Raw genomic sequence first — 206 nt, forward strand, 5'->3', positions numbered from 1 at the left:
CCTAGCGCCATGATTACGCGCCATACCCGGGCCGGAGTTCGTGATCACACAATAATGGAGGTCCAACCGCTCTTGGTATCGCCTTACGATCTCTTTCGCCGGTATCGTAGAGCCATCCTCCACCACGATAACCTCAAAATGGACATAGGTTTGCTTGCAAAGGCTTGATAACAGATCATCAAGCTCATCCGGCCTGTTATAAACAG

1 protein-coding gene is annotated in these 206 nt (G+C 50.5%); it reads right to left on the reverse strand.

Annotated elements, in window-relative coordinates; genetic code table 11:
- The coding region (locus DWX33_RS22055; protein ID WP_147425524.1) for a glycosyltransferase family A protein at positions 1 to 206 on the reverse strand (206 nt) is incomplete at both ends.

The sequence above is a fragment of the Parabacteroides sp. AF19-14 genome (assembly GCF_003635485.1).
GTDB classification, from domain to species: Bacteria; Bacteroidota; Bacteroidia; order Bacteroidales; family Tannerellaceae; genus Parabacteroides; species Parabacteroides distasonis.